This window comes from Amycolatopsis rhabdoformis, from assembly GCF_035918295.1.
GTDB classification, from domain to species: domain Bacteria; phylum Actinomycetota; class Actinomycetes; order Mycobacteriales; family Pseudonocardiaceae; genus Amycolatopsis; species Amycolatopsis rhabdoformis.
In genome coordinates, this window is record NZ_CP142149.1 from 9,190,470 (window position 1) to 9,213,949 (window position 23,480).

Here is a 23,480-nt window from a genome sequence, read left to right on the forward strand (position 1 = left end):
GAGTGTATAGGTAGGTTGGCTACATGTAGTAGAGAAATCTATGAGATCAGGGTCATCTCAGGGTTTTTCCCGGGCCCGTACCGGACAACGGGGGATTACGCTCCGGGTGTTGGTATGAGTAGACTGCCCACCTATGAAGGCAGACACGTTGCGCGGGCACCTCGACGCGCTGCTGCTGGCTGTGCTCGACGGCCGGAAGCTGCACGGCTACGCGATCATCGAGGCGCTGGCGCTGCGCAGCGAAGGTGCGCTCGACCTGCCCACCGGCACCGTGTACCCGGCGCTGCGGCGGCTCGAGCGGGCCGGCTACCTGGCCAGCGAGTGGGACGTGGTGTCGGGGCGCAAACGCCGCACCTACCGCCTCACCCGCTCCGGGCAGCAGGCGCTCACCGCGGAGCGGGCCGAGTGGCGCGAGTTCACCACGGTGATCGGCGGCGTCCTGCGGGCGGAGGCATGACGGCGGGGGAGGTGCGCGTGAAGGGGATCGAGGGTTACCTGGCCGACCTCGACCGGCGGCTCGTCGGCTGCCGGTCGACGAAGGACGACTTGCTCGACGAAGCGCGCGACGGCCTGCACGACGCGGCCGACGCGTACCGGCAGGGCGGCTGGCCGGCCGAAGAAGCCGAGCGCCGCGCGGTGGCCGATTTCGGCGGGGTCGACGCGGTGGCCGGCGACTACCAGGCCGAGCTGTCCATGCACAGCGGCGTGCGCACGCTGTGGAAGCTCGTGCTCGGCGTGCCCGCCATGCAGCTTTCGTGGGACTTCGCCCGGATCCTCACCTTCGGCGACTGGACGAAGCTGTCCACCCCGTCGCCCGGTTGGTACCCCGTGGCCATGCATTTCTCGCACGGCGCGGTGTTCGTGGTGCCGGCCGTGGGCCTGCTCGCGCTGATCTGCACGCGCTGGCTGAGCCGCCGCGTCGACGGCGTCCGCCTCGCCCGCACGTGCGGGTTCTTCATCGCCGCGGCTGTCGGCGTGAACCTCGCTTCGGTGCTCACCCTCGTGGTGGCGACGGGGTTCGTGGACGTCTCGCGGCTGTTCCTGTCCGTGCCGTGCGTGTTGCTGATGGTGGCCTACGTCCTCCTGTCGGTGCGTCTGGTCGTGCTCGCGCGACGGTCCTGGGGTCGGTGTGCCACGATCGTGGCGTGACGACCGCGCTGATCTACCTCGTAGTCATGCTGCTGGTGGCCGCCGTGGTGTTCCTGCTCGCCGCCGTGGTGTTCGGCCGGGGCGAGGAGCTGGCCCCGCTGCCGCCGGGCAGCTCACCCACGCGCCTGCCCGCGGAGGACATCACCGGTGAGGACGTGCGTCACGTGCGCTACCAGCTCGTGCTGCGCGGCTACAAGATGTCCGAAGTGGACTGGGTGATGCGCCGGCTCGGCGTGGAGCTCGACGAGCTGCGCGGCCGCGTCGCGGAGCTCGAGGCCACCCGGCCGGAGCCGAGGCCCGCGGGTGAGTAGTGACCTGATCCTGTCCGTGGAGGTCGAGGCGCCGGCGGGCACGACCTGGCTGGCGCTCACCGACTGGCCGCGCCAGCACGAGTGGGTGCTCGGCACCAGCGTGCGCGTGCTCGAGGGCAACGGCCGCAGCGTCGGCTCGAAGATCGCGGCCACCACGGGGATCGCGGGCGTCGGGTTCACCGACACCATGGAGGTCACCGCGTGGGAGCCGCCTCTGCGGGTGACCATGCGCCACCTCGGCAGCTTCGTGCGCGGCACCGCGGCGTTCCAGGTCGTGGCCAACGGGCCGGACCGCTCCACGTTCGTCTGGGCCGAGCACCTCGACCTGCCGTTCGGCCTGCTCGGGCGCGTCGGCTGGCCCGCGGTGCGCCCGGCGTTCTCGCTGGGGCTGCGGCACTCGATGAAGCAGTTCGCGAAGTTCGCGAAGGACTACTCGGTCGGTGAGCGGTGACGGACCTGCTCGGCTCCGACGGCGTGTCCCGCTGCTCCTGGGGCAACTCGACGCCGGACTACGCGGCCTACCACGACGACGAGTGGGGCACGGCGCTGCACGGCGAGGCCGCGCTGTATGAGCGCCTGTGCCTCGAGTCGTTCCAGTCGGGCCTGTCGTGGATCACGATCCTGCGCAAGCGCGACAACTTCCGCAAAGCCTTCCGCAAGTTCCAGCCGGCGAAGGTGGCCCGCTTCGGCGACGCCGACGTCGAACGCCTGATGGCCGATGCCGGAATCGTGCGGAACCGGGCGAAAATCCTCGCCGCCATCACCAACGCGCGCGCGATCGCGCAGCTGGACGTGCCCCTCGACGAGTTGCTGTGGTCGTTCGCGCCGGCTTCGCACAAGAGGCCGCGGACGATGGCGGACGTCCCGGCCATCACCGACGAGTCGAAGGCCATGGCGAAGGACCTGAAGAAGCGCGGCTTCGCGTTCCTGGGCCCGACCACGTGTTACGCGTTGATGCAGGCGACCGGCATGGTGGACGACCACGTCGCCGGTTGCTTCCGGGCGAAGCGCGCGTGAGTGTTCCGTCCGGCCGGAACCGGACGGAACACCGACGGGCTACTTGCCCTGGAAGCTCGGCTTACGCTTGCCGACGAAGGCCTCCACGGCCTCGGTGTGGTCGGCCGTGGCGCCGAGCGCGGTCTGGGCCTCGTCCTCGGCCGCGAGCGCTTCGTCCAGAGAGGACTGCGCGGCGACGGCGAGCACGTGCTTGATCTTCGAGTACGCCACCGTCGGGCCCGCCGCGAGCTTCGCGGCCACGGCCTGGGCAACGGCGGCGAGCTCCTCGTCGGGCACGACCTCGCCGACCAGGCCGATGCGCTGCGCCTCAGCGGAGTCGACGTTGCGGGCCAGCAGCATCAGCTCGGCGGCGCGGCCGAGGCCGATGAGCCGCTGCAGCGTCCAGGACGCGCCGGAGTCGGGGCCGAGCCCCACGTTGGCGAAGGCCATCAGGAACGACGCCGACTCGGCGGCGATGCGCAGGTCGCTGGCGTAGGCGAAGGCGGCGCCCGCGCCGGCGGCCGTGCCGTTGACCGCGGCGATCACCGGCTTCGGCATGTCCACGATGGCCTTGATGATCGGGTTGTAGTGGTCGCTCACCGTGTGCAGCGGGGCCGGGTCGTTGGCCTGCAGCAGCCCGACGTGTTCCTTCAGGTCCTGTCCCGCGCAGAACGCCTTGCCCGCGCCGGTGAGCACGATCGCGCGCACGTCCGCGTCGTCGGCCGCGGCGCGCAGCTCCGCGAGCAGCCGTTCCTTGAGCTCGACGGTCAGCGAGTTGTACGCCTCCGGCCGGTTCAGGGTCAGGGTGCGCACGCCGTCGGCGTCGGCGATCAGGAGGACGTCGGGTGTGGTCACTGTGGTGCTCCTCTTGGCGTAATCGTGGGTCCTCCGCCGAGTCTTTCAGCCCCGCGTGGCGCATACCAGCACCGATACGGCGGCAAATGATCGGTCCGCGTTCGCGCCCGGCCGCTGATGAGGGACAATGGGGGTCAGGACCCGGCTGGCATGGGAGTGCGCGACCCGGGCGCGCCGGTTGAGACGGAGGGAGCACGCTATGGCGGCCATGAAGCCCCGGACCGGAGATGGTCCCCTCGAAGTGACCAAGGAGGGGCGGGGCCTCGTGATGCGGGTGCCATTGGAAGGTGGCGGCCGTCTCGTCGTCGAGCTCTCCGCGGAAGAAGCGAAGGACCTCGGCGCAGCACTTCAGGAGGTCACCGGCTGATTCCGGCTCCCCTCCCCATTCCGTCGTCGCACCCCGGTCTCCTCTTGGAGGCCGGGGTTGCGGTTCATCTGCGCCCGAAAGTTGCTCACTGTGCGTAACTCGCTACCGCCTGTTCCGACCAAACTCCCCGACCTCGAGGTCGCCGACGCGTTCCGGCGCGGGGCCCCGCAGGTGGTGCTGGCGCTCGCGTCGGCCGAGCTCGAGCTCGGCGGCGTGAAGGCGACGGGCAAGGCGGGCGACGTGCAGGAAGTCCCGGCCGACGGCGCCGTGCGCTGGGTCGCCGGCCTCGGCGAGGGCCGTCCGCGCGACTTCCGCCGCGCCGGTGCGGCGCTGGCGCGCGCGGTGTCCTCGGTGGACCAGCCCGCGCGGACCGTTCAGGTGGGGCTGCCCGACGACGCCACGGCCGAGCAGGTCGGCGAGCTCGCGATGGGCTTGCTGTTGGGCGGCTACCGCTTCGTGGTGACCACAGAGGACCCGAAGCCCGCGGTCCAGACCGTGCGCCTGGTGACCGCCAACGGTGTGGCTGCGTTCGCTGACCAGATCACCCGCGTGCGCGAACTGGCCGCCGCCGCCGCGTTCACGCGCGACCTGGCCAACGCCCCGTCGAACATCAAGAACCCGGCCTGGCTCGCCAACACCACCGCCAAGGTCGTCTCCTCGCCCGCGGTCACCGTGACCATCCGCGACGAGGCCTGGCTCGCGGCCCACGGCTTCGGCGGCATCCTCGCCGTCGGCGGCGGCTCGGACTCGCCGCCCCGCCTCATCGAGCTCGAATATCGCCCCCGCGGCGCGAAGACCCACCTGCTGCTCGTCGGCAAGGGCATCACTTTCGACACCGGCGGCCTGTCCATCAAACCCGCCGACGGCATGCACCTCATGCGCACCGACATGGCCGGCGGCGCCGCCGTGATCGCCTCCGTGCGCGCCATCGCCGCACTGGGACTGAAGGTCCGCGTCACGGCCTTGGTCCCCGCCGCCGAAAACCACGTCTCCGGCGGTTCTTATCGCCCCGGCGACATCGTCCGCCACTACGGCGGCCGCACCACCGAGGTCGGCAACACCGACGCCGAGGGCCGCATGGTCATGGCCGACGCGCTCGCCTACGGGATCTCCCAGCACAAACCCGACCTGGTCGTCGACGCCGCCACCCTCACCGGCGCCATGAAGGTCTCCCTCGGCCTGCGCACCGGCGGCCTCTTCTCCACCGACGACGCCCTCGCCGCCCGCGTGCTCGCAGCGGGCGCCTCCGCCGGCGAATCCTGGTGGCGCATGCCCCTGGTCGACGACTACGCCCCCGGCATCGAAGGCGAACTCGGCGACGTCCGCCAAGCCCCCGGCGGCCCCGGCGGCATCATGGCCGCCCTCTTCCTCCGCGAATTCACCGCCGGCTTGCCCTGGGCCCACCTGGACATCGCCGGCCCCGCCCGCGCCGACAAGACCTACGACGACGTGGTCCCCGGCGCGTCTGGCTTCGCCGCCCGCACCCTGGTGGAACTGGCCGCTTCCTACTCGGTCTGACCTCCCGCTTCTGCTTCGCAGATGAGTGAGCTCCGGCCAGCCTGCGTCTTAGGCCGCACCCGCGCAGCCCCCGGCAGGTTTGATCCCACGCGTGCGCGTCAGGCGAGGCCGGAGCCTGGGGCTCAGTCCTGGGGCTCGCGTTCCGGACGCGGGCGGCGAGGGTTTTCCGTTTCCTCGTCTGCCGCAGGCAAGAGGACCTCGACCGGGGTGGTCAGGTTCTTCGCGAAGCGGATGGCATCGGCGACAGACTGAACGGCTGCCGCCGCGACGCCGGTGCGAATGAAGAATTCGGCGCGGGAGACCGTGAGGGGGCCTTCCAACAGGGCCGCGCCCAGGCGCCCGGCTTCAGCAAGGTCCATCTCCAGCGTCACACGGCCGTCGGTTCTGGATATGAGCATGCGCGCCAGCTTAGGCACCCAGGACCGCCCGGCGCGGGGTGACGCCGAAACGCCCCAAGGTGGTGTCCGGTGCGTTGGCGCACCGAATGCCGCACTGGGCCCGCTAGGTGCAACCAATGCGGCATTCGCCCCCGACCAAACCGCCGCGGCCCTTGTGCCCAACACACCGCATCCGCCAGTTCAAACTCAGCTCGGGCCCTACCGTTGCGGTTCTTGCCCTCAACACGCGGGCCGCCCGCCGGAACAAACTGAGCTCGGGCTAAACCGCTGCGGTTCTTGCCCCCAACACACCGGCCGCCCGCGGGATCAAACTTGCTCCGCATTAAACTCCCGCGGCTCTTGCCCCCAACACGCGCGCCAGTCGCCGGAACAAACTGAGCTTGGGCTAAACCGCTGCGGTTCTTGCCCCCAACACACCGGCCGCCCGCCGGAACCAACCCACCTCGGGCTAAACCTTCGCGGTCCTTGTCCCCAACAAACCGCCAGCCAGCAACACACACCCAGGACCCTTCCCAAACCCCCTGTGCCCTTCCCCGCCCGGCACCCCGACTCGAAGCTCCTTTGCGGCCGGCGAACCGGTGTCAAGGCACGCTTTCCCGCCTTGACACCGGTTCTCCGGCCGTCAACACAATCAGGCTTCGGGGTGCATCCCCACGCAACCCGCCCCTGCGAAGGCCTGCATCACCAGCACCACCCAACGCAACCCGCCCTGCGCAGGCCCGCATCACCAGCCCCCGTAAACACAACCCGCCCCGCGAGGAAACCAAAACGAACCCTCAAACCCCCTCCAAAACAAACTCCCTAAAAACCCCCACAGCCCGACTGACCACCTCCCCCCTCCTCCAAACCACCCCAATCGTCCTCCCCACCCCCGGCTCAATCTCCACCTCAGCAACCCCAGCCGGCGCCCCCGGCTCGAAATGCGGCAACAACGCCACCCCCAACCCCGCCGCCACCAACCCCCTCACCGTGTCCGACTCCTGCCCCTCAAACGCAATCCGCGGCGAAAACCCGGCCTCCGCACACAGCTCATCCGTGATCCGCCGCAACCCGTACCCCGGCTCCAACATCACGAACTCCTCCTCCGCCAGTTCCTCCATCCGCACCGAACTCCGCCCAGCCAACCGATGCCCCGCCGGCACCGACAACAAAATCGGCTGCGTAGCCAACACCGCGGTCTCGAACACCGGATCCGAGGGAACCGGCGCCAGCAACGCCAAATCCAGCTCCCCACCCGCCAACCGATCCACCATCTCCTGCCGCGACCCCTGCACCAACGTGAACCGCGCCCCCGGCACCCGCTCCCGATACCCCCGCAGCAGCGACGGCACCAACGACCTCCCCAACAGGTGCAGGAACCCGAGCACCACCCGCCCGCTCTCCGGCTCGATCTCCTCCCGCGCCAACCGCGCCCCCGCGTCCACCGACGCCAGTGCCCGCTCGGCCGCCTCCGCGAGCAACTCCGCCGCCCGCGTGAGCCGGATCCCGCGCCCGTCCGGCACCGTCAGCGGTGCCCCCAGCGACTCGCCGAGAGCGGCCAGCCGGCGGCTCACTGTGGGCTGCGGCACCCCGAGCAGCTCTGCCGTGTGTGTGACGTTTCTCGTGCTCCGCAGGGTCGCGAGGAGCAGCAGGTGGGGTGCGAGCTGGGAAGTCAGGGTTTCATGCGACACGGTATGGATTATCACCCAAAACCGTATTAGACGTATTGGTTAGCCTTCCTTAGCTTCGGTGGACGTGGCCACCAAAACCAGCACCACCACCCGGGTGAAGGTCGCCGTCACCGCAGCCGGCTTCACATCGTTCGCGCTGCTCTATGCCCCCCAAGCCGTGCTTCCGCAGCTCGCGCAGCAGTACCACCTGGATCCCGGCGGCGCGTCGCTCGCGGTGAGCGTGGCCACGGGCGCGCTGGCGATCTCCGTCCTGCCGATCGCGGCGCTGTCCGAAGTGGTCGGGCGGCGGTCGGTGATCATCGCGTCGGTGGTGATCTCGGCGGTGCTGGGGCTGCTGCTGCCGCTGGTGCCGTCGTACTCGCTGATGCTGGTGCTCCGCGCGGTCCAGGGGGTCGCCATCGCGGGCTTCCCCGGCGTCGCCACGGCGTACCTCATCGAACGGCTGGGCAAAGTCGGCGTCGCCGCGGCCGTGGGCGCGATGATCGCCGGAAACTCCATCGGCGGCATGACCGGACGGCTCGCCACGGGCTTCACCGCGGGGCCGCTGGGCTGGCGCGGCGCGCTGTACGTGGTCGCCGGTCTCTCGCTCGTCTGTGCGGTGATCACCGTGCTCGCCCTGCCCCGCGGGCGTGAGCACACCGAGGACCGCCAGACGCTCCGGGACGTCGGCACCGGCCTGCTCCACGCCGTGCGCAAACCGGTGCTCCTGGCCCAGTACGCCGTGGCCCTGCTGGCCATGGGCTCGTTCGTCGCGCTCTACAACGCGGCCGGCTTCCGCCTCACTGGTGAGCTGCACCTCTCGCCGGCCATCGCGTCACTCGTGTTCCTCGCCTACGCGCTGGGCTCGGTGTCGTCCGCGACCGCCAACCGCCTGGCCGAGCGGATCGGCCGCCGCCGTGCGATCGTGGCGGTGCTGCTGCTGATGGCGGTCGGCGCCGTGCTCACCATTCCGGATTCCGTGGCCATGGTCGCGCTCGGTTTTGTGGTGCTGACCTGCTCGTTCTTCGCCGCCCACGCGATCGCCAACAGCTGGGCCGCCGCCGAGGCGCCGGAGAACGCGCGCGGCCAGACCGGCGGCTTCTACACGCTCATGTACTACCTCGGCAGCAGCATCGGCGGTGCCGTCGGCGCGGTGATCTACGGTGCGGCCGGCTGGGCCTGGCTCATCGTCGCCGTGGTGGTGTGGCTGGTGCTCGCCGTGGCCGCCGTCGGCCTGGGCACCACGGTGCGGGCCCACAGCACGCGGGCGCTGGCCCACACCTGACGCCTCAGCCGACCGCCGCCACCAGCAGCCCGCCGCCGACCGGCAACAGGGCCGGGACCAGGCGTTCGTCCTCCCGCATGGCCCGCGCGACCTCGCGCAGGGCGAGCGTCTCGGGGTCGCGCCGCGACGGGTCGGCGACGCGGCCGCCGGCCAGCACGTTGTGGAAGGCGATGATGCCGCCGCGGCGAAGCAGCGACACGCCCTTCTCGTAGTAGCTCGGGAACTCGATGCGGGTCGCGTCGATGAACACCAGGTCGTAGCCGCCGGGGGTGAGCCGGGGGAGCACGTCGAGGGCGCGGCCGACGATGAGCCGCGTGCGGCCGGGCGGGATGCCGGCTTCGAGGAACGTCTTGCGCGCCGCGCGCTGGTACTCCGGCTCGAGGTCGATCGACGTCAGCACGCCGTCGGGGGCCATGCCGCGCAGCAGGTGCAGGCCGCTCACGCCGACCCCCGTGCCGACCTCCACCACGGCCCGCGCGCCGAGCGTCGCGGCGAGGAAACGCAAGGTCGCGCCCGCCCCCGAGGCCAGTGGGGCGCAGCCGAGATCAGCCGCGCGCGCCCGCGCCGCGGCCAGTACGTCGTCGTCGGGAAGGTACCCGTCGACGTACTCGGCGCCGACCGGCTCGGCCGCCGAGGCCGCATGCGTCCCGGAACTCACGCGCGAAGGTTAGCGTTGCTTGTCGATAAATCAGCGAAGGCTCCCTGGTAAGCCCGCCGAAATAACTTCTCAGCCTGCTCTCAGTCCTGTCTCACTAGAACCATAAGGAGACCCGACAAACTCGAATCCAAGCGGGCGGGAACACCGTGCCCCCGAGCAGCGTTGGCTGAGCAGAAGAGGAGAGTCGCAGATGGAGGTGCCTGCTCCCCTGATGCAGAACGCCGACAAGTCGGACCCCGAGCCGGTGGCCGTGGACTCGGGCGAGGCAACCTGGACGCCCCCGTCGTGGGACGAGGTCGTGCGCGAACACGCTGACCGCGTCTACCGCCTGGCCTACCGCCTCACCGGCAACACGCACGACGCCGAGGACCTCACGCAGGAGACGTTCATCCGCGTGTTCCGCTCGCTCGCGTCCTACAAGCCCGGCACGTTCGAGGGCTGGCTGCACCGCATCACCACCAACCTGTTCCTCGACATGGCGCGCCGCCGCTCGCGCGTGCGCATGGAGGGGCTGCCGGACGACACCGACCGCATCGTCGGCGACGACCCGAGCCCCGAGCAGGTCTACACCGACACGCACCTCGACCCCGACCTGCAGGAAGCGCTCGACGAGCTGCCTCCGGAGTTCCGGGCCGCCGTGGTGCTCTGTGACGTCGAGGGTCTCTCGTACGAGGAGATCGGCACCACGCTGGGTGTCAAGCTCGGCACCGTCCGCAGCCGGATCCACCGCGGCCGCCAAGCGCTGCGTGCGTCGCTGGAGCGCCGTCGGGCGCTTCGGGACGAGTCTGCGAAGGTGTCGGTATGACCGCTGCGCGAGGGTGGGGTCTCCCCGAGTCGCACCTGCTTCCCGATGTCGTGGTCGCCCTGGTCGACGGCGAGCTTTCGCTCGGCGCCCAGGACCGCGCGTCGGCGCACATCGCCCGCTGCCCGCTGTGTGCTTCCGAGGTGGCCGCCCAGCGGCAGGCCGTCGCGGCCGTGAAGGGCGCCGGCGAGCCGTCGATGTCGGCCGGGTTCCTCGCGAGCCTGCGGTCGATCCCGGACAGCACCGAGCTGCCCGGCACTCCGGACAACCTGGCGGTGACGGCCGACGGCCAGCTCGTCGCCATCCAGCGCCCCGATCGGGTCGCGGGCCTGCGTGATGCCGGCGTGCTCGAGGCCGGAGTACTCGGGGGTACTGCCCCGTTGGGCTCGTCCACGCCGCTCGGGCACTCACCCCACGTGCTCGGCGGCGGCCGTTTCACCCTCACTCGTAAACGCGCGGCCCAAGGCGCCGGCGTGGTCGTCTCCGGGCTGGTCCTGAGCGCCCTGGCCCTGGTCGGCACCACCGCCGACAGCGGCGAGGGCGTCGCCGACACCGGCGGCGTCCCGCAGCCGAACGCCAACCTGCTGCCGGCCCAGATGGCCGTGCCCCACAACGAGCCCACGCTGTCGACGCCGTCACCGTCGCCCACCGCGACGCAGGTGGCCGACCGGCTGACCTCGGCTCGCTGACGCGACCCGCACCGCTGCTCTCAGAGGGAGGCGGCGGTGCGGGCACCGTTCTGCTCCGGACTCGGCCGCCTCGCCGCCGCTTCGGCGTGGTTCGCGGGCGGGGCAACAGCCATTTCACCGTCGTCTGGGCAGACTCGGACGTCGAGGCTTGGGTATCGTCACGCCCAGCCACCTGATCTCAGCCCCGGGGAATGATGACCGAGCAGCCGAACGCGAACTCCGCCCAGCCGCCTGCCGCGGGTGATGATCGGCTGGGTCCCCGGCCGCTCGACCGCCCGGCCGTGGATCCGGCGCAGGAAGCGGTGTTCGGCCGGCCGCGGGGCGTCGACGGGGCGTTCGACAAGCTCTACACACCCGCCATCAACGGCAGCCGCAACCTGGATCTCGCTCCGCCGACGCCCGAGTCGCTCGCGGAGGCGTTCCGGCGGCCGCCGGGGGCCGAAGACGTGGTGCTGGAGCGCCCGCGCGAGGCGACGGGGGAGCAGGCCGCGCCGGAGGATCCCCTGTGGACGGACTCGCGCGACCCGTGGCGCGATCCCGCCGCCGGAGCCGTGCTGGCAGGCCCGGCGATGCCGGCCGAAGACGAGGAAAAGCCCCGCAAACGGCCATCCGGCGCGCTGCTGAGCCTGCCCGAGGTGCTGTTCGGCCGTCGCGTGAAGCCGAGGGCGCTGGCGCTGCTCGGCGTGGTCGCGCTGCTCGTGGGCGCGGTCGGCGGGCTCGTGGGCTGGTGGATCGCCGACACGGGCTCGGCGCTCACCGGCAGCGCCACGATCTCCGAGGCCGAAGCGTCGAAGGAACGGCCGCCCGGATCCATCTCGGACATCGCCAAGCGCGTGTCGCCGGCGGTCGTGTCGCTCGAGGTGTTCAAGCCCGGCGCCGACTCCGGTGAGCAGGGCTCGGGCGTGATGATCGACCCGCAGGGCTACATCCTCACCAACGAGCACGTGGTCACCACCGCCGTCGCCGACCCGACCGTGAAGATCACCGCGATCTTCAACGACGGCACGCGTACCGAGGCCAAGATCGTGGGCTCCGACCAGAAGACCGACCTCGCCGTGGTGAAGGTCAATGTCACCAACCCCGTGGTGATGCAGATCGGCAAGTCGGCCGACCTGCAGGTGGGTGACGCCGTGATCGCCGTCGGCTCGCCGCTGGCGCTGCAGAACTCCGTGACCTCCGGCATCGTCAGCGCGCTCAACCGGCCGATCACCGCCGGCGGCGACAGCGGCGAGCCGCCCGTCACGTACGAGGCCATCCAGACCGACGCCGCCATCAACCACGGCAACTCCGGCGGCGCGCTCGTCGACTCCACCGGTGCACTCGTGGGCATCAACTCCTCGATCCGCTCGTCGAGCGCCGACGGCGGCAGCATCGGCATCGGCTTCGCCATCCCGAGCGACTACGCGATGAAGATCGCCAAGGCGCTGATCAAGACCGGCAAGGTCGTGCACGCCGACATCGGCATCAACGCCTCCTCCACCGTCGCCGGGTCGTCCACCATGGGCGCGCAGGTGAAGAACGTGGAGGCCGGTGGTCCCGCCGCCTCGGCCGGCATCAAGGAGGGCGACGTGATCACGAAGATCGGCGACCGCCTCGTGCGGGATTCGGCCGAGCTGACCGTGGCCGTGCGCAACCACGACGTCGGTGAGGTCGTGCCGGTCCAGCTCGCGCGCGCCGGGTCCGTGCTCGTGGTCGACGTGACCCTCGGGTCCGACTGAGACACCGGCTGGAGCCGACCGGGCCACCGGCCGGAACCGGCCGGGAACACGTCCGGCCCACCGATCCGGACACCCGTGGCGACCTGCACGGGGACCCGGACTGGGACACCGGCTGACATATCGACGAGCAGCTCGGATTCGACTGGTCGACGTCACATCGTCTTAAGCACCGCTTCGCCTTCGGGCCTGCCGGAAGGCGGGGCGGCCCGGGTACTCTGACCGGGGAAGCACCGAGCGGAGGTTCACGGGTGTTCGACAGTGTCGGCTGGGGCGAGATCCTCGTGCTCATCGTGGCGGGTCTCTTCATCCTCGGCCCGGAGCGCCTTCCGGAAGCCGCTTCGTGGCTCGCGAAGAGCGTGAAGAAGGTCCGTGAGTTCGCCAACGGCGCGCGCGATCAGCTGCGCCAGGAGATGGGGCCGGAGTTCGACCAGCTGCGCAAGCCGCTGGAGGATCTGCGCGGGCTGCGCAACTTCGACCCGAAGCGGGTCGTGACCCAGCACCTGTTCGACGGTGAGTCGGACCCGTTGGGGCTCAACGGCTTCAACTCCACCAACGGCGGCAACGGGTCCAATGGCTCGAACGGTTCCAACGGCGCCCACGCCGTGAAACCGCAGAGCGCCGCACCGCAGGCCGAACCGCTCAAGCCGGGCGAGCGCCCGCCGGTCGACCCCGACGCCACCTGAGCGCCGGGTCTGTCCGGTCACGGCCTGTCTCGGTGTGACCTCGGCCGGCCGGGCGACGTCCGTCGGGGTGCCGACTTGCGCCACCCCGTGCCGTCGAGTTGGCTTTGGCGGGTTGCCGGTGTGGTGGCCGGCCCGACGTGACCCGACCTCTCGCGCGACGTGACGACCTTCCTGGGTAGCCTCGGGCAAACCGCCCATAACGACCCTGGAGGTCTCTGAGATGTCACGCCGTGTGGGTGCCCTGGCCGCGTTGATCGCCGCAGCGGGTGTCCTGGTCACCGGGTGCACCGCCGACGACGAGCCGAGCACCGCGCCTCCGGCCACCTTCACCTCGGTGCCCGCGCCCGCGAGCACCGGTGGCCCGTCGAACCCGCCCGCGTCCACAGCCGCCGACACGCAGGCCGACGTGAAGCGCGGCACCGCGACCGGCGTGCCCGGCATCGACGTGCTCGTGACCATCGGCTGGGCCGACGGCAAGATCACGCCACCCGCCGGCACCGTCGACGTGCAGGTGGGCGACAAGGTCCGCGTGCACGTGTCCAGCGACCAGCGGGTGGACGTGAACGTGGAGGGTCACCCCGAGGCCGACCTGACCGTCGAGCAGGGTGACGCCGGCGACCTCGACTGGATCGTGACGCAGAAGGGCGACTCCGCGGTCACCCTCGGCGCCGACAAGACCCTGCTCACGACGGTCCAGGCCGTCTGAGCAAGCCGGCTCAGCGGCCGGCGGGGCTGACGTTCAGCATCATCCCCGCCAGGCCGCGGGCCCGGACGGTGAGCTTCTTCGCCGCTTCCTTGAGCACCAGCGAAGCCGGCGCGTCGGGCTCCGCCAGCACGATCGGCGTACCCTCGTCGCCCTGCTCACGCAGGCGCGGGTCGAGCGGCACCTGACCCAGCAGCGGCACCTGCGAGCCCACGGACTTCGACAGCGAGTCGGCCACGGCCTGGCCACCGCCGGAGCCGAAGATCTCCATGCGCTCGCCCGAAGGCGTCTCGAGCCACGACATGTTCTCGATCACGCCGGCCACGCGCTGACGCGTCTGCATCGCGATCGCGCCCGCGCGCTCGGCCACCTCGGCGGCGGCCTGCTGCGGCGTGGTGACCACGAGGATCTCGGCGTTGGGGATCAGCTGCGCCACCGAGATCGCGATGTCGCCGGTGCCCGGCGGCAGGTCCAGCAGCAGGATGTCGAGGTCGCCCCAGAACACGTCGGCCAGGAACTGCTGCAACGCGCGGTGCAGCATCGGGCCGCGCCACACCACCGGCGCGTTGCCCGGCGTGAACATGCCGATCGAGATCACCTTCACGCCGTGGGACTGCGGCGGCATGATCATCGTTTCGACCTTGGTCGGCTTCTCGCGCGCGCCCAGCATGCGGGGGATCGAGTGGCCGTAGATGTCGGCGTCGACGACCCCGACGGACAGGCCGCGCTCGGCCATCGCGACGGCCAGGTTCACCGTGACCGAAGACTTGCCGACCCCGCCCTTGCCCGAGGCCACGCAGTACACGCGGGTCATCGAACCCGGCTGCGCGAACGGGATCACCGGCTCGGCGGAGTCGCCGCGCAGCGACTTGCGCAGCTCGGTGCGCTGCTCGTCGCTCATCACGTCGAGCTCCACCCGCACGTCGGCGACGCCGGGGAGCTTCTTCACGGCCTTGGTGGTGTCCTCGGTCAGCGTCGCCTTGAGCGGGCAGCCCGCCACGGTGAGGTAGATGCCGACGGCGACCACGCCGTCTTCGCCGACCACCACGTCCTTGACCATGCCGAGGTCGGTGATCGGTTTTTTGATTTCGGGGTCGTACACGTCCTTCAGCGCGGTGCGGACGTCGTCGACGCTGGGGAGCTGCTGTGTACTCGTCACCCGACCCATGTTACGTACCGGTCGGCACGTCCGATTTCGCCGCCTGCTTCGGCTTGCGTGATTTCGGTCGTACCGCGAGGTCGTCGCGCAGCCGGTCGAGCTCGCTGCGCAGGTAGTCGCGGGTGGCGACCTCGCCGACCGCGAGCCGCAGCGCCGCCAGCTCGCGCGCCAGGTACTCGGTGTCGGCCTTCGTCTGCGCGGCTCGCGTGCGGTCTTCTTCGAGCGAAACGCGGTCTCGGTCGTCCTGCCGGTTCTGCGCGAGCAGGATCAGCGGCGCGGCGTACGCGGCCTGCGTGGAGAAGGCCAGGTTGAGCAGGATGAACGGGTACGGGTCCCAGCGCAGCGAAACCGCCACCAGGTTCAGCACGATCCAGACGATCACGATCAGCGTCTGCCAGAACAGGTACTTGCCGGTGCCGAGGAACCGCGCGATGCGTTCGGTGAAGCGGCCGAAGGTGTCCGGGTCGATGTTGAGCCGGAACCGCGCCTGGCTGCGGGGCTGGTCGAGCCGGCGGCCCGAGGTGAGGTCAGGCACGGTCAGGCCTCCTGGGGGTGGACTTCGGACTGGTCGTGGACCTCGGGCGGCACGTCGGCGACGTCGTGCAGACCGGTTTCGCGCCAGTCGTCGGGCAGCAGGTGGTCGAGCACGTCGTCGACCGTCACCGCGCCCAGCAGGTGCTCTTCGGGGTCGACCACGGGGCCGCACGCGAGGTTGTACGCGGCGAAGTAGCGCGTGACCTCGGCCAGTGACGCCTCGGGCCGCAGCGCGGTGAGGTCGGTGTCCACGGCGCTGGCCACGAGCTCGGCGGGCGGCTCGCGCAGGAGGCGCTGGAAGTGCACCACGCCCACGAACCGGCCGGTGGGCGTCGCCGTGGGCGGGCGGCACACGAACACCATGCTGGCCAGCGCGGCGGGCAGATCGGCGTTGCGGATGTGCGCGAGCGCCTCGGCCACGGTCGAGTCGGGCGTGAGCACCACCGGTTCCGGCGTCATCAGGCCGCCGGCGGTGTCGGAGGAATAGGCCAGCAGCCGCTTGACCGGCGCCGACTCCTCGGGCTCCATCAACGCGAGCAGGCGGCTCTGGTCGGCGGGCGCGAGCTCGGCCAGCAGGTCGGCGGCGTCGTCGGGGCTCATCGCCTCGAGGATGTCGGCCGCGCGCTCTTCCGAGAGGTAGGCCAGCAGCTCCTTCTGGTCGTCGTCGGGCAGCTCTTCGATCATGTCGGCCAGGCGCTCGTCGTCCATGGCGTCGGCGACCTCGTGGCGGCGCTTGAGCGGCAGGTCGCGCACGGTGGCCGCGATGTCGACGGCCCGCATGGTGTCGAACAGCATCAGCAGCTGGCCGGCGCCCTGCGGCTGCCCGGTGAGGTCGGTGAGGCCCAGCCCGGCGACCTCGTCCCACGGCACCACGTGCATCGCCGTGCGGCGGCGCCCGAGCGCGAGGCGGGTCTGGCGTTCGCGGATGGCGAGCTTGGCCAGCACCCAGTCGCGCGTGCGCGTGGGCTCCATCGCGGCGTCGACCACGGTCACGCGGGTTTCGGTGCCGGCGAGGGAGGCGTGGGCGTCGAGCAGCTGCCCGCACACGAGGACCTCGTTGGGGCGCTGGGTGAAGTGGCGCATGTTCACCGAGCCGGTGGCCAGCGTCACAGCCGTGGGCTCGATCGTGGTCACGCGCAACATCGGCACGAAGACCCGCCGCCGTGTCGCGAGCTCGACCACCAGGCCGAGGATGCGGGGCGGTTGCTGGTCGAGTCGCAGGCCCGCGACCACGTCGCGGACCTTGCCGATCGACTCGCCGTCGGGCCCGAACACCGGAAGACCCACCAGCCGAGCGACGAAAACCCTGTTCACGGCGGCCATGGGGCAGACACTATCCGCAAGGGGCCCGCGGCGCGCGTGCCGTGCATCCGTGTCTTGCCAGCGTCCTCTCAGCTAGGACTTCAGCGCCCACGCGGTCAAAGCGGGCAGAGCGGCGTAGGAGGGCTGTTCGTCGCCGAGATCGGCGAAGTCGCGCAGATCCGCCTCGAACCACAGCCGGTTCTGCACGGCGCGCACGAGCGTCCACGCGCGGACGCGATCGGTGTCGAGACCGGTCGCCTCCGCTTTGTCGTCCACTGTGGACTCGTCGAACCGGTTCCAGAGCAAGGAGAACGTGCCGAACTCGAGGTCGCCGGCGATCGGCTTGGGATCGATCACGAGCCACGGCTCGCGTTCGCCCGCCAACACGTTCTCGTAGTGCAGGTCCTCGTTCACCAGCGCGGTGCCGGCTTCCGGCCCGAGATCGCGGCACACCGCCAGCGCGGCGTCGAGCTCACGGCGGGGGAGTGGGCCGCCGAGGTCGTGCCAGCTCTTCGGGAGCTCTTCCCGCAGGCGTTCGGCTTCCCCGGCCACCGTGCGGGTGAGGCGGTCCGGTGCGGGCACGGCCAGGCGGCGGGCGAGCTCGCTCATGATCACCACGGCGTCGAGCACGGGCTCGGTCTGCAGCGTGCGGGTGGGGTCGAGGCGTTCGAGCAGCTGCACGCCCTCCTCGGGCGACGATTCCAGCAACAGCACCGCACCACGACCAGCCCATGTGGACAGTGCGAGCGGCTCGTCGCGGCTTTCCTCGTGCGGCCAGCCGAGTTTGAGCACGGCGGGCGTGCCGTCCTCGCGGCGCGCGGGCTGCACGACGCCGACGAACCCGTGCCTCGCCTCGCCCTCGAACGTGAGCCGCCACTCGCGCGCGAACCGGTCGGCCAGGTCCGGCAGCGCGGCCAGCCACGGCCGGCACTCGGGGCCGAGGACACGGGGCGCGCGGGCGGCGAACGCCGGCGGGATCACGAGTCGGGTCACAACTGTCATCGTGCCGGTCACGTCGAGTCATTTCCCTGGGCCGAAACCGCGCGTACAGTGAAATTCCAGGGGTTCTGCGATCCCGGGGAGCTGCCATGATCGTTGAAATTCTCAGTGCCGTGGTCGTCGCGGGCGGGGTCTGGTTCGCGTCGGGCGTTCGGGTCGTGAAGCAATTCGAGCGCGGCTTGGTGTTCCGGTTCGGGCGCGTCCGGCCGCAGGTGCGCGGGCCGGGTGTGACCCTGCTGGTGCCGGTGGTCGACCGCATGCACAAGGTGAACATGCAGATCGTCACCATGCCGGTGCCCGGCCAGGACGGCATCACGCGCGACAACGTGACGGTGCGCGTCGATGCCGTTGTGTACTTCAAGGTGGTCGACCCCGTGGTGGCCGCCGTCAACGTGCAGGACTACCGCGCGGCCGTCGGCCAGGTCGCCCAGACGTCGCTGCGGTCCATCATCGGCAAGAGCGACCTCGACGACCTGCTGTCGAACCGGGAACGGCTCAACCAGGGCCTCGAGATCATGATCGACAGCCCCGCCATCGACTGGGGCATCCACATCGACCGCGTCGAGATCAAGGACGTGGCCCTGCCGGAGTCGATGAAGCGCTCGATGTCCCGCCAGGCCGAAGCCGAACGCGAGCGCCGCGCCCGCGTGATCTCCGCCGACGGTGAGCTGCAGGCGTCGGAAAAGCTCGCACAGGCCGCGGCGGCGATGAGCGACCACCCGGGTGCGTTGCAGCTGCGCCTGCTGGAGACAGTGGTGCAGGTTTCGGCGGAGAAAAACTCCACGCTCGTGCTGCCGTTCCCGGTGGAGCTGCTGCGGTTCCTGGACGCGAACACTCCGTCGGCCGGGAAATCGGCGACTGCGGGAGCGGTTGCGCCGGAGGCCGGCGTGGCGGAGAAGACCGAGCTGGACAAGACCACGCTGGACGAGCCCGAGATGACCGAGCCCGCCTTGCTCGGTGAGAAAGCCGAGACGAACGGGTTCGCGATCCCGCCACAGCAACGCCAGGAAGGCGACGCACTGGCGGAGTGACTCACCCGCGCGGCCCGCCGGTCGGACGGGCCGCGCCGGTGTTCAGTTGTCCAGGTAGCCGTTGGTGCCCAGGATGATGATGGTGACGAAGAAGCCCACGTACAGGGCCACGATCACGTAGCCGATCACCACCGCCGCCAGGGCCATGCCGCGGCCGCCGGATTCGCCGCGGTTGGCCTTCGCCAGGGCGATGTGGCCCATGACGATGCCGGGGACCGCGACCAGGCACGTGATGAGGCCGAGCAGCGAGCAGACCAGGGCGCCGATGGCGAGGCCGTTGTTCTGCTGGGCGCCGTGGGGCGAGTAGGGCTGGCCGTAGGGCTGCTGGGGGTAGGGCTGGCCGTAGGGCGCCGGCTGACCGAGCGGCGCGGCCGGCGCGCCCGGGTACGAGGCCGTCGGGCCCGGGTAGGGCTGGCCGGGGTACGACGGCGTGGCGTAGGCGCCGGCGGCGAACTCGCCGGAGGGCTGGCTGCCGGGTGCGGCGAAACCGGAGGGCTGACTGTCCGGCGCGGCGAAGCCGGAGGGCTGGCTGCCCGGGGCCGAGTAAGGCGAGGGGGTCTCGCCGGTACCGGGCGCGGAGTACGGAGAGCCCGTCGAGCCAGGAGCCGCGTAGGGCGAGCCAGCCGAGTCAGGCGCCGCGTACGGCGAATCCGTCGACCCGGGAGCCGCGTACGGAGAACCAGCCGCACCGGGAGCCGCATACGGCGAATCCGGCGCCGCGAACGTGTCGCTCGACGATCCGCTGTCCGGCGAGGTGAAGGCCGTCGCGTCGCCGGCCGGCGGGTCGTACGGGGACGGCTCGGCCGTGGCCGGCGGCTCGTACGAACCGGACTGCGCGACGGTCGGCGGCTCGTACGCCGTGGTGTCGTCGGGCCGGTCCTGTGGCGCGGACGGGTTGGTCATCGGGTTCCCCCTCGGTTCTGGTGGTCGCCCACCGCGAGCCTTCTCAGCCGAAGGCGCCGTACTTGTCGAGCTCGTTCAGGACGAGCGGGACCATGATCCCCCACACCACCAGCGCGAGGTAACCGATCACGAACCCGGCGATCGCCAGGGCGCCGCCGGTCGCGCGGCCGTGGCGGGAGCGGTAGAACGCGATGTGGCCCAGCACGATGCCCACGATGGCGGCGGGGCCGCACACGATGAAGCCCGCGATGGAACACACCAGCGACCCGATCGCGAGCCCCGCGCCGGGCGGTGGGCCCTGCGGCGGGTAGGGCTGGTGTTCGAACGACGGGTGTTCGTAGTCTTCCCTCATCACGCTCCTTCCCCACCTCAGGTTGCCTGGAACCGCACTTTAACGGGGTAAACGCGCCACCCGCGTGAGCACCCTCATGGCGCGCACCCGCCGGCCCGGCCATACTCCGCGGTAACCCCGCGGAAGGAGCCCCCGATGGCCCGCCTCGCCCAGACCGCCGGCCTGACCGACGTGCAGCGCGAGATCCTCACGACCGTCCGCCGGTTCGTGGACAAGGAGATCATCCCCCACGCGCAGGCATTGGAACACGCGGACGAGTACCCGGCGGAGATCGTCGAGGGCATGAAGGCGCTGGGCCTGTTCGGGCTCACCATCCCGGAGGAGTACGGCGGCCTCGGCGAGTCGCTGCTCACCTACGCGCTGGTGGTGGAGGAGATCGCGCGCGGCTGGATGAGCGTGTCGGGCGTGATCAACACGCACTTCATCGTGGCGCACCTGATTTCCCGCCACGGCACCGAAGAGCAGAAGGACCGCTACCTGCCGCGGATGGCCACCGGCGAGGTGCGCGGCGCGTTCTCGATGTCGGAGCCGGACCTCGGGTCCGACGTCGCCGCCATCAAGACCCGCGCCCGCCGCGAAGGCGACGACTACGTGGTCGACGGCGCGAAGATGTGGCTCACCAACGGTGGCACGGCGAACCTCATCGCCCTGCTGGTGAAGACCGACGAGGGCGCCGAGAAGGCCCACCACAACCTCACCACGCTGCTCGTCGAGAAGCCCGAGGGCTACGGCGAGGTGCTGCCCGGCCTCACGATCCCGGGCAAGATCGAGAAGATGGGCTACAAGGGCGTCGACACCACGGAAGCGGTGTTCGACGGCTTCCGCGTCGGCGCGGAGCAGGTGCTCGGCGGCGCGCCGGGCGAGGGCTTCGCGTACATGATGGACGGTGTCGAGGTCGGCCGCGTGAACGTGGCCGCACGGGCGTGCGGCATCGCGATCCGCGCGTTCGAGCTGGCGGTGGAGTACGCGCAGCAGCGCCGGACGTTCGGCAAGCCGATCGCCGAGCACCAGGCCATCGCGTTCAAGCTCGCCGAGATGGCCACGAAGGTCGAGGCCGCGCACCTGATGATGGTGAACGCGGCGCGGCTCAAGGATTCCGGCGCGCGCAACGACGTCGAGGCCGGCATGGCGAAGCTGCTCGCGTCGGAGTACTGCGCCGAGGTGACGCAGGAGGCGTTCCGCATCCACGGCGGCTACGGCTACTCGAAGGAGTACGAGATCGAGCGGCTCATGCGCGAGGCGCCGTTCCTGCTGATCGGCGAGGGCACCAGCGAGATCCAGAAGACGATCATCAGCCGCGGCCTGCTGCGCGAGTACAAGTCGAAGTCCTGAGCACACACCCCGGAGTGCCCGAGTTCACCCGGCCGGGCGCGATACCGCTCGTACCCTGGAACGGTGGGTGAGCTTTCGGACGCCGAGCTGACACGCGCCGCGCAGGCCGGTGACGTGACGGCGCTCGGCGTGCTGCTCGCGCGCCACGAAGCGGGCATGCGCGGCGTCGCCATCGCCGTGCTCGGCTACACGGCCGAGGCCGACGACGCCGTGCAGGACGCGGCCGTGGTGGCGCTGCGGCGCATCGGCGACGTGCGCGACCCGGCCGCGGTCGGCGCGTGGCTGCGGATGGTGGTGCGCAACGCCTGCCGGGCCCGCCTTCGGTCCACACGCGACATTCCCGTCGCCGACGGCTGGGACGCCACCGCGGCCACGCTCGCCACGCCCGAGCAGCTGCTCGACGACCACGCCCTGCGCGACTGGGTCTGGCAGGCGATCGAACAGCTCACGCCACCCGTGCGGCTCGTGATGATGCTGCGGCACTTCTCGCTCGGCGTCACGTCCTACGAGCACATCGCGCAGGCGTGCGGCCTCCCGGTGGGCACCGTGCGCAGCCGGCTCAGCCAGGGCCGCGCGAAGCTCGCCGAAGCCCTGCGCGCCACGGCGGCCTCGGCCCACGACGACGCCGGCGCGCTCGCCGCGAGCAGCCGCCTCGACGCGCTCCACACCCTGGCCGCCGCCGAACGCGGCGAGTTCACCCGCGTCCTCGCCGACCGGTGGGCGAAGGACGTGGTGCTCACCGCCGGTGGCGTGCGTGCGGTCGGCTCCGACTTCCTCGCGCGCGGCATGGACGGCGACCTCGCCGCGGGCGTGCGGCAACGGCCGGTGCACGTGGTCGCGAGCCGCGAGGTCGTGGTGTGGGAGATGGACCTGCTCAACCCGCCCGACGACCCCGACCACTGCCCGCCCGGCGTCGCCTGGCTGATGTCGCTGGACCGCGGCCGCGTCGTGGACCTGCGCCTGCACCACGCACCCCGGGAAACTGCACCTCGAACGCCGACACCCGGACAGCCGACACCCCGAGAAACCGGGCCCGCCGCGCCTATGGCCGCCGTCACAGCGTCCGGATCGAACTAACCGCCGCCTCCGCGCATCGTGCGGGTGTCCAGACCCCCGCACCGAGACGGAGCACCCTCGTGTCCGACCAGAACGCGACCGACCACCTTTCCCCCGGCACCCACACCGTCGAGCTCGACGGCGTCGTGCAGCGCTACCACGTGCACGGCACCGGCCCGGTCCTGCTCGCGCACTCCGGCGGCCCCGGCATCGACTGGGCCTACCTGCGCATGCCGGCCGTGGAGGAGCAGTTCACCGTCGTCTACCCCGAGCCGATCGGCACCGGCGGCTCGAGCCGGCTGGCCACGCACCCCGACGGCTACACGCGCGACCGCTACGTGCGCGCCGTCGTGGCGCTGCTCGACCACCTCGGCCTCGAGAAGACGGTGTTCCTCGGCCACTCCCACGGCGGGTTCGTGGCCCAGCGCCTCGCGCTCACGCACCCCGAGCGCGTGGCCGGCATCGTGCTCTACGACAGCGCGCCGGTCGTCGGGGCCGAGCACGGCGAGGAGCTGATGCGGCAACTCGAGGCGTACGCGCAGCGCTCGGAAGGCGACCCGGGCCTGCCCGACGTGCTCGCCGCGTTCCAGTCGCTCGGCTCGCTCTCGTCCGACGAGGACGTGACCAAGGCCGTGCGCGGCATCCTGCCCGCCTACTTCGCCGACTTCCGCGGCCGCGCTGTCGAGTTCGGCCCGCTGCGGCGGGAGGTGAGTGGCGTCTTCATCTCCGGCCGCGCAGCCGACGGCACCCCCGAGCTGTTCGACGACCGCCCGGTGCTCGACACGATCGGGGTGCCGGCGCTGGTGCTCGTGGGCCGCTACGACGTGATCTGCGGCGTGCGCTGGGCCCGCGAGCTGCACGAGGGCATCCCGGGTTCGCAGCTCGTGGTCTTCGCGCACAGCGGGCACTTCGCGCACCTGGAGGAACCGGCGCTGTTCGCCGACGCCGTACTCGGTTTCGCCAAGGGGCTGAACCACTGACCGCCGGGAGGTGAACAGGATTCACCAGTACGCGGTTCGCACGCTTCGCCG

The 23,480-nt window shown here is 71.1% G+C and carries 27 protein-coding genes; 17 read left to right on the top strand and 10 right to left on the bottom strand.

Going from position 1 to position 23,480, the window contains the following annotated elements; genetic code table 11:
- Window positions 1-133 precede the first annotated feature (133 nt).
- Genes VSH64_RS42810 through VSH64_RS42830 form a run of 5 tightly spaced genes read left to right on the top strand, consistent with a single transcriptional unit; the run spans window position 134 to window position 2,477 of the window.
- Complete coding sequence (locus VSH64_RS42810) at window positions 134-457, top strand: helix-turn-helix transcriptional regulator (RefSeq protein ID WP_326568428.1); 324 nt, start codon at window positions 134-136, stop codon at window positions 455-457.
- On the top strand, window positions 454-1,149 hold the full coding sequence (locus VSH64_RS42815) for a permease prefix domain 1-containing protein (protein ID WP_326568429.1): 696 nt from the start codon (window positions 454-456) through the stop codon (window positions 1,147-1,149). The genes VSH64_RS42810 and VSH64_RS42815 overlap by 4 nt, the downstream gene beginning before the upstream one ends.
- Window positions 1,146-1,460: a DivIVA domain-containing protein gene (locus VSH64_RS42820; RefSeq protein WP_326568430.1), complete on the top strand. Its 315-nt coding sequence runs from the start codon at window positions 1,146-1,148 to the stop codon at window positions 1,458-1,460. Before VSH64_RS42815 ends, VSH64_RS42820 begins: the two co-directional genes overlap by 4 nt.
- Entirely contained in the window at window positions 1,453-1,911 is a 459-nt protein-coding gene (locus tag VSH64_RS42825; protein ID WP_326568431.1) for an SRPBCC family protein, read from the top strand. The genes VSH64_RS42820 and VSH64_RS42825 overlap by 8 nt, the downstream gene beginning before the upstream one ends.
- Entirely contained in the window at window positions 1,908-2,477 is a 570-nt protein-coding gene (locus VSH64_RS42830) for a DNA-3-methyladenine glycosylase I (RefSeq protein ID WP_326568432.1), read from the top strand. The genes VSH64_RS42825 and VSH64_RS42830 overlap by 4 nt, the downstream gene beginning before the upstream one ends.
- Before the next feature lie 39 nt (window positions 2,478-2,516).
- On the opposite strand, the gene VSH64_RS42835 is transcribed toward VSH64_RS42830, so the two are convergent.
- Entirely contained in the window at window positions 2,517-3,311 is a 795-nt protein-coding gene (locus VSH64_RS42835; protein WP_326568433.1) for an enoyl-CoA hydratase-related protein, read from the bottom strand.
- 199 nt (window positions 3,312-3,510) lie between these two features.
- Between VSH64_RS42835 and VSH64_RS42840 the strand changes: the two genes are divergently transcribed.
- Both VSH64_RS42840 and VSH64_RS42845 read left to right on the top strand, forming a co-directional pair.
- Window positions 3,511-3,678, top strand: coding sequence for a DUF3117 domain-containing protein (locus tag VSH64_RS42840; RefSeq protein WP_005155393.1), 168 nt, complete (start codon window positions 3,511-3,513; stop codon window positions 3,676-3,678).
- Between the two features lie 90 nt (window positions 3,679-3,768).
- Window positions 3,769-5,196, top strand: a complete 1,428-nt coding sequence (locus tag VSH64_RS42845; protein WP_326568434.1) for a leucyl aminopeptidase family protein — start codon at window positions 3,769-3,771, stop codon at window positions 5,194-5,196.
- A gap of 122 nt (window positions 5,197-5,318) precedes the next feature.
- Here VSH64_RS42845 and VSH64_RS42850 read toward each other — a convergent pair whose 3' ends face one another.
- A complete protein-coding gene (locus tag VSH64_RS42850; RefSeq protein ID WP_326568435.1) occupies window positions 5,319-5,594 on the bottom strand; it encodes a hypothetical protein in 276 nt (91 codons plus the stop codon).
- Window positions 5,595-6,370: 776 nt separating this feature from the next.
- The gene (locus VSH64_RS42855) at window positions 6,371-7,264 is read right to left on the bottom strand and encodes a LysR family transcriptional regulator (protein ID WP_326568436.1); all 894 of its coding nucleotides are present in this window, start codon (window positions 7,262-7,264) and stop codon (window positions 6,371-6,373) included.
- Window positions 7,265-7,358: 94 nt separating this feature from the next.
- Here VSH64_RS42855 and VSH64_RS42860 point away from each other — a divergent pair, with 94 nt between their 5' ends.
- The gene (locus tag VSH64_RS42860; protein ID WP_326838197.1) at window positions 7,359-8,528 is read left to right on the top strand and encodes an MFS transporter; all 1,170 of its coding nucleotides are present in this window, start codon (window positions 7,359-7,361) and stop codon (window positions 8,526-8,528) included.
- A 4-nt stretch (window positions 8,529-8,532) separates the two neighbouring features.
- Here the strand turns inward: VSH64_RS42860 and VSH64_RS42865 are convergent, their stop codons facing one another.
- On the bottom strand, window positions 8,533-9,186 hold the full coding sequence (locus VSH64_RS42865; protein WP_326568437.1) for an O-methyltransferase: 654 nt from the start codon (window positions 9,184-9,186) through the stop codon (window positions 8,533-8,535).
- A gap of 190 nt (window positions 9,187-9,376) precedes the next feature.
- Between VSH64_RS42865 and sigE the strand changes: the two genes are divergently transcribed.
- The 5 genes from sigE (at window position 9,377) to VSH64_RS42890 (ending at window position 13,784) form a co-directional block, all read left to right on the top strand.
- Window positions 9,377-9,991: an RNA polymerase sigma factor SigE gene (gene sigE, locus VSH64_RS42870; protein ID WP_326568438.1), complete on the top strand. Its 615-nt coding sequence runs from the start codon at window positions 9,377-9,379 to the stop codon at window positions 9,989-9,991.
- Complete coding sequence (locus VSH64_RS42875; protein WP_326568439.1) at window positions 9,988-10,677, top strand: hypothetical protein; 690 nt, start codon at window positions 9,988-9,990, stop codon at window positions 10,675-10,677. Before sigE ends, VSH64_RS42875 begins: the two co-directional genes overlap by 4 nt.
- 194 nt (window positions 10,678-10,871) lie before the next feature.
- Window positions 10,872-12,395, top strand: a complete 1,524-nt coding sequence (locus VSH64_RS42880; protein ID WP_326568440.1) for a S1C family serine protease — start codon at window positions 10,872-10,874, stop codon at window positions 12,393-12,395.
- A gap of 248 nt (window positions 12,396-12,643) precedes the next feature.
- Window positions 12,644-13,078 (top strand): Sec-independent protein translocase protein TatB, encoded by a 435-nt coding sequence (gene tatB / locus VSH64_RS42885; RefSeq protein WP_326568441.1) that lies wholly within the window; start codon window positions 12,644-12,646, stop codon window positions 13,076-13,078.
- Window positions 13,079-13,298: 220 nt separating this feature from the next.
- On the top strand, window positions 13,299-13,784 hold the full coding sequence (locus tag VSH64_RS42890; RefSeq protein WP_326568442.1) for a hypothetical protein: 486 nt from the start codon (window positions 13,299-13,301) through the stop codon (window positions 13,782-13,784).
- 10 nt (window positions 13,785-13,794) lie between these two features.
- Here VSH64_RS42890 and VSH64_RS42895 read toward each other — a convergent pair whose 3' ends face one another.
- The 4 genes from VSH64_RS42895 to VSH64_RS42910 form a co-directional block, all read right to left on the bottom strand.
- Window positions 13,795-14,940 (bottom strand): Mrp/NBP35 family ATP-binding protein, encoded by a 1,146-nt coding sequence (locus tag VSH64_RS42895; protein ID WP_326568443.1) that lies wholly within the window; start codon window positions 14,938-14,940, stop codon window positions 13,795-13,797.
- Window positions 14,941-14,950: 10 nt separating this feature from the next.
- The gene (locus VSH64_RS42900) at window positions 14,951-15,475 is read right to left on the bottom strand and encodes a DUF1003 domain-containing protein (protein WP_326568444.1); all 525 of its coding nucleotides are present in this window, start codon (window positions 15,473-15,475) and stop codon (window positions 14,951-14,953) included.
- A 2-nt stretch (window positions 15,476-15,477) separates the two neighbouring features.
- Window positions 15,478-16,797 (bottom strand): magnesium transporter MgtE N-terminal domain-containing protein, encoded by a 1,320-nt coding sequence (locus tag VSH64_RS42905; protein ID WP_326568445.1) that lies wholly within the window; start codon window positions 16,795-16,797, stop codon window positions 15,478-15,480.
- 72 nt (window positions 16,798-16,869) lie between these two features.
- Entirely contained in the window at window positions 16,870-17,769 is a 900-nt protein-coding gene (locus tag VSH64_RS42910; RefSeq protein WP_326568446.1) for an aminoglycoside phosphotransferase family protein, read from the bottom strand.
- 95 nt (window positions 17,770-17,864) lie between these two features.
- Between VSH64_RS42910 and VSH64_RS42915 the strand changes: the two genes are divergently transcribed.
- Window positions 17,865-18,806, top strand: a complete 942-nt coding sequence (locus tag VSH64_RS42915; RefSeq protein WP_326568447.1) for a slipin family protein — start codon at window positions 17,865-17,867, stop codon at window positions 18,804-18,806.
- Window positions 18,807-18,848: 42 nt separating this feature from the next.
- Here the strand turns inward: VSH64_RS42915 and VSH64_RS42920 are convergent, their stop codons facing one another.
- Together VSH64_RS42920 and VSH64_RS42925 are read right to left on the bottom strand one after the other, a co-directional pair.
- Window positions 18,849-19,709, bottom strand: coding sequence for a DUF4190 domain-containing protein (locus VSH64_RS42920; protein ID WP_326568448.1), 861 nt, complete (start codon window positions 19,707-19,709; stop codon window positions 18,849-18,851).
- Window positions 19,710-19,752: 43 nt separating this feature from the next.
- Window positions 19,753-20,061 carry a DUF4190 domain-containing protein gene (locus tag VSH64_RS42925; protein ID WP_326568449.1) on the bottom strand — a complete coding sequence of 103 codons (309 nt, stop codon included), beginning with the start codon at window positions 20,059-20,061 and terminating at the stop codon, window positions 19,753-19,755.
- A 135-nt stretch (window positions 20,062-20,196) separates the two neighbouring features.
- Between VSH64_RS42925 and VSH64_RS42930 the strand changes: the two genes are divergently transcribed.
- The 3 genes from VSH64_RS42930 (at window position 20,197) to VSH64_RS42940 (ending at window position 23,429) form a co-directional block, all read left to right on the top strand.
- Window positions 20,197-21,393: an acyl-CoA dehydrogenase family protein gene (locus tag VSH64_RS42930; protein ID WP_326568450.1), complete on the top strand. Its 1,197-nt coding sequence runs from the start codon at window positions 20,197-20,199 to the stop codon at window positions 21,391-21,393.
- Between the two features lie 63 nt (window positions 21,394-21,456).
- Window positions 21,457-22,470 carry an RNA polymerase sigma factor gene (locus VSH64_RS42935; RefSeq protein ID WP_326568451.1) on the top strand — a complete coding sequence of 338 codons (1,014 nt, stop codon included), beginning with the start codon at window positions 21,457-21,459 and terminating at the stop codon, window positions 22,468-22,470.
- A 59-nt stretch (window positions 22,471-22,529) separates the two neighbouring features.
- On the top strand, window positions 22,530-23,429 hold the full coding sequence (locus tag VSH64_RS42940) for an alpha/beta fold hydrolase (RefSeq protein WP_326568452.1): 900 nt from the start codon (window positions 22,530-22,532) through the stop codon (window positions 23,427-23,429).
- Window positions 23,430-23,480 lie beyond the last annotated feature (51 nt).